The organism is Streptomyces sp. NPDC043746, assembly GCF_056436485.1.
Genome location: NZ_JBWKCM010000065.1, coordinates 1 through 4,127, shown reverse-complemented (window position 1 = coordinate 4,127; position 4,127 = coordinate 1). Strand labels below are relative to the sequence as shown.

Annotated in this window: 4 protein-coding genes; 3 read left to right on the top strand and 1 reads right to left on the bottom strand. The window is 62.3% G+C overall.

The genetic code is table 11. The features are described from left to right. Positions 1 to 126: 126 nt before the first annotated feature. A complete protein-coding gene (locus tag AC0682_RS31390) occupies positions 127 to 876 on the bottom strand; it encodes a transposase (RefSeq protein WP_478536622.1) in 750 nt (249 codons plus the stop codon). 237 nt (positions 877 to 1,113) lie between these two features. Here AC0682_RS31390 and AC0682_RS31385 point away from each other — a divergent pair, with 237 nt between their 5' ends. From AC0682_RS31385 to AC0682_RS31375, 3 genes are all read left to right on the top strand, one after another. Next, positions 1,114 to 1,470, top strand: a complete 357-nt coding sequence (locus AC0682_RS31385) for a transposase (RefSeq protein WP_478536621.1) — start codon at positions 1,114 to 1,116, stop codon at positions 1,468 to 1,470. A 351-nt stretch (positions 1,471 to 1,821) separates the two neighbouring features. Beyond that, the gene (locus tag AC0682_RS31380) at positions 1,822 to 2,454 is read left to right on the top strand and encodes a S1 family peptidase (RefSeq protein ID WP_478536625.1); all 633 of its coding nucleotides are present in this window, start codon (positions 1,822 to 1,824) and stop codon (positions 2,452 to 2,454) included. Between the two features lie 79 nt (positions 2,455 to 2,533). After that, positions 2,534 to 3,661: a phospholipase D-like domain-containing protein gene (locus AC0682_RS31375; RefSeq protein WP_478536623.1), complete on the top strand. Its 1,128-nt coding sequence runs from the start codon at positions 2,534 to 2,536 to the stop codon at positions 3,659 to 3,661. The last annotated feature ends 466 nt before the right edge of the window (positions 3,662 to 4,127 follow it).

Here is a 4,127-nt window from a genome sequence, read left to right as displayed (position 1 = left end):
ACCTGGGGCGCCCAAGGCTCCACCCCCGTCGTCCGCCGGACCGGGAACCGGTTCTCCGTGAACGCGATGTCCGCGATCAGCACCCGTGGCCGGATGCACTTCATGGTCTTCACCTATTGAGCGTTTTCAGCGTTGCCTCTCCAGGGTGAGGACGGCTCTGGAGATGACGCTCATGCGGTTGGGGCTGATACGGGATCTGCGGAAGATCTGCCATGACTTCAGTCGTGCCATGCCTCGTTCGACGGGTGCGCGGGCTGCGGACAGGGCCCGGTTCTTGGTCTGCTCAGTGGTTGTGAGTTCGCCGCCTGGCGGGCGGCGTTTGGCGGTGGTGACCCAGTCACCGGCACCGATGTAGGCCATGTCGGCGAGGATCGGGACGCCTTGGCGTGCGCAGATTCGGAGGATCTTATAGGTGCGGGCGGCCGTCAGATCGTGGGTACGGCCCGGTAATGCCGGCGACAGCCACAGAATCTCACCGGCCGGGTCCGTGACGACCTGCACGTTCACCCCGTGCCGCTTGTGCTTCGAGGAGTAGTCGGCCCTGCCGTCTCCGACGCGGTCGCACTCCGCGAGCGTGCCGTCCAGGAGAACGAAGCCCGGATCGTGCACACGCAGCGTCTTCAGCAGGCCCGGCGCCTGCTCGGCGAGCAGCCCGGTGACCGCGGTGACGTAGGCGTGGGCCGTGTCGACGGATATTCCGAAGGCCGTGGCGATATGGGCGAGGGTGTCGTGGCGGCGAAGGTGCACGAGTGCGACCAGCGCACGGCGGTGCGGCGGGAGTTTGCACCGTCGGTCACCCTCCCGGGTGACGATGAGCATGGTGACCCACTCGACCAGGGCGTGAGGCAGGTCGAGTGCGGCAGGATACGGAACCAACAGGGCTCCTGTGCAGCTGAGTTGAGGCTTCGAACACCTCCCTCAACGGCACGGGAGCCCTGCCCGTTGCGCCCCGACCTCACACCGCCCCGTCACCCGATCAGAGGCCAGGCTGAAAAACCTCATTGATGGGAAACTCTTCGGGTTCCTCGCCGCAAGTCTCTGAACTGCGGTGACGTGCCCGCAGGAGGCGGAGCCGCAAGAGTTTGCCATCAACAGTCGTTCGACGCGAAGGTGATGTGCCGCTTCCTGGACCGGCTCGTCGGGCACTTCGACCACGAGGTCCACCTGATCGTCGACCGGCACTCGGCCCACCGCTCGAAGACCGTCCGGGCCTGGCTCGCCGACCACCAAGACCAGATCGAGCTGCACTTCCTACCCTTGTACTCACCCGAACTGAACCCCGACGAGCTGGTCAACGCCGACCTGAAACGCGGCCTGCCCCACACCCACCGGGCCAGGAACCAGGCCGAACTCGCCGCCGAAACCCGAAGGTTCTTCCACAGACGCCAGCGTCAGCCACACATCGTCCGCGGCTACTTCGGCGGCCCGCACGTCCGCTACGTCCTGGACAAGAACGCCATGAGTTTCTGATCAATAGATCATCATCTTGCGTGATGGCCGAGGGGTCAGCTAGTTTTCATGTCCACTACATACGGGTGGGGGAGACACACGACAGGGTGAGGCGCTGCGCTTCGATGCCCGAGACGGGAGAGCGGCGGTCCCCATACCACGTGACGCGCCTCCGGAACCCCCGTGCGATCCAGCGAGAGTGAGTGTATGAAGCCTTCTAAGTTCCGTTTCGGCGCCGTGTTATCGGTGCTTTTGTTTGTGTCTATGGGAGTAATGGCGCCGACGGCACAGGCCATTGTCGGCGGCGAGCGGGCCGACAATCGGGGGATCGCGGCCATCCTTCTCGACGACTAAGGAAACTGCACCGGATCGATCGTCGATAACTACTGGGTACTGACGGCAAAGCGCTGCATCATGTACGGCACCAACGGAAATGGTGTTCCGGATACCAAGTACGCAACAAACAGAATCAAAGTTCGCGTGAAGGCCGATAACTGGAACTACGGTGGCGGTGTGGTCAACGTCGCTTTTTCCAAGGTTCGTTCGAAAAAAGATGTTGCCATGTTGAAGCTGACCAGGTCGGCCAATGCGGAGCCGATTCGTCTCGCCACAGCGCACCCCAAGGTGGGCGCGACGACCTACGCGTTCGGGTATGGTGCCGATAGTTCACCCTATCTCTATCGGGCCACCATGAAGGTCGCGTCGAACTCGGCGAACGACGGGTATGGCGGGCCGGCAATCCTGGCAACGAAAGGTAACGGCATAACCTGCAGTGGTGACTCCGGCGGCCCTCTTTTCAAGCTCGTAGACGGGAAACGCTACCAGGTAGGCATCACCTCAGTAGGCGACTGCCAGTCCAGGACTCACTTCGCCAGCGTGCCATCGAGCTACGACTGGATCAAGAGAGTGATGGCGGACGTACTGATCTGTGGAACGGCTTGCCCTCTCCGGAATTTCGCCTCAGGCCCGAAAGCCACGAACCCCTCAGCAGAGATCGCGAGATGAGATGCCACAAAACTCGACAGCTACCAAGGCCAGGCGGATACCGCGAAGTCGACTGGCGCGCATCGCCCCCGTGCTCGTGATGGCGATGGTCACACTGACCCCCAACACACCGGCCGCGTCGGCCGAAGGTGCGCCCGTATCCACGGGTGCCGTCTTCAACAACCCGAACGGCACAGTCGCCCAGCAGCGTGCCATCAAGGACCACATCATCCGTGTCATCGACAGCACGGGAACAGGCGGCACCGGCACCGGCCGAACGATCCGAGCAGCTCTCTACGTTCTGGACGACCAGGAGTACACGGACGCCCTGGTCGCCGCGCACCACAGGGGCGTCAATGTGCGCGTCGTCCTGGATGCGAGCCGTACGAGCAAACCGGCCGCGGCCAGTCTGATCTCAGCGCTGACGACGAACAAGGCGAACCGGTCGTGGGTCCACGTGTGCACCCACGGCGCAGCCTGCATCGCCCCGAACGAGGGCCGCGGCCACATCAACCACAACAAGTTCTTCACGTTCTCCCGCGTCGGTGAGCGGAAGGGCATCGGCGAGGATACGGTCATCCAGACCTCGGCCAACCAGACCCAACTCAACGTCAGTTCCTACTGGAACAACGCGTACACCGTAGTCGGGAACACCGGGTTGTACTCGGCATACGTCGGCTACTTCAATGACTTGGTCGCCATGGTCAAGAACGACGACTACTTCACCAGCGGCAAGGTGGGCACAGAAAAGTACTACTTCTTCCCCCAGAAAACCGGTGACCTCATGGCCGACGTACTCAACAACGTCACCTGCACGTACTCGGTCGGGTCCGTCACGCGGAAGTCCACTGTTCGCCTAGCTGTCTCAGCGTTCGCGAACCGACCCCAGGTCGTGAGCGCCCTCAAGACGCTCGCAGCCAACGGATGTACTGTCCAGATTATCCACGGCCAGAGCAGTTACTGGGACACCTTCAGTGGAGTGAAGAACATTACCCAGCGGCGCCTCAGCGACAGCGACCACTCCCGCGTCCACTCAAAGTACGTCCTTATCGAGGGGTCCTACGCCGGCCATTCGGACACCAAGTGGACCTTCACTGGGTCGCACAACTTGAACAACTCTTCACTGCGGGACGACGACGAGGCTGTGCTACGCCTCGAGGGTGCAACCCCGCATGACGCCTACCGCCAGAACTTTGCGGAGATGTGGGCTGTCGCAGCGCGGCCGTGAGGGTGCTTTCCGAAGACAGCTTCGCGCGCCGCTCCCTGAAGCAACTCCTGAACGCGGGGAGCCGCAAGATGTCACCCTGCCTTCGGTCCACGAGGTAGGACTGTAAACCGTTCGACTCTGTCCCGTATTGATGGGAAACTCTTCGGGTTCCTCGCGGCAAGTCTCTGAACTGCGGTGACGTGCCCGCAGGAGGCGGAACCGCAAGAGTTTCCCATCAATAGTCAGTGGTAACGACGAGTAGCAGGCATCGTTGGCATGGTGTGCGAGATGTAAACGAGCTTGTGGCCGTGGTGTTTCGGGGTTGTCGGCGTTGGTCATCGAGGGTGTGGCGGACGGGGGCGGCCTGATCCGGGCGGAGGTGATATTGATCCGAAACGCTTTGAGTTCAGGCTCGTTGATGGTGTGTGAGTGATCTGGTGGGGGATGCGCGGACGTGGTCGCCGAACGCGCAGGAAGCCGTGCGGTT

Coding starts and splice junctions, on each gene's coding strand:
- AC0682_RS31375 (WP_478536623.1), top strand. CDS start 2,534: ATGGCGATGGTCACACTGACCCCCAACACACCGGCCGCGTCGGCCGAA.
- AC0682_RS31385 (WP_478536621.1), top strand. CDS start 1,114: ATGTGCCGCTTCCTGGACCGGCTCGTCGGGCACTTCGACCACGAGGTC.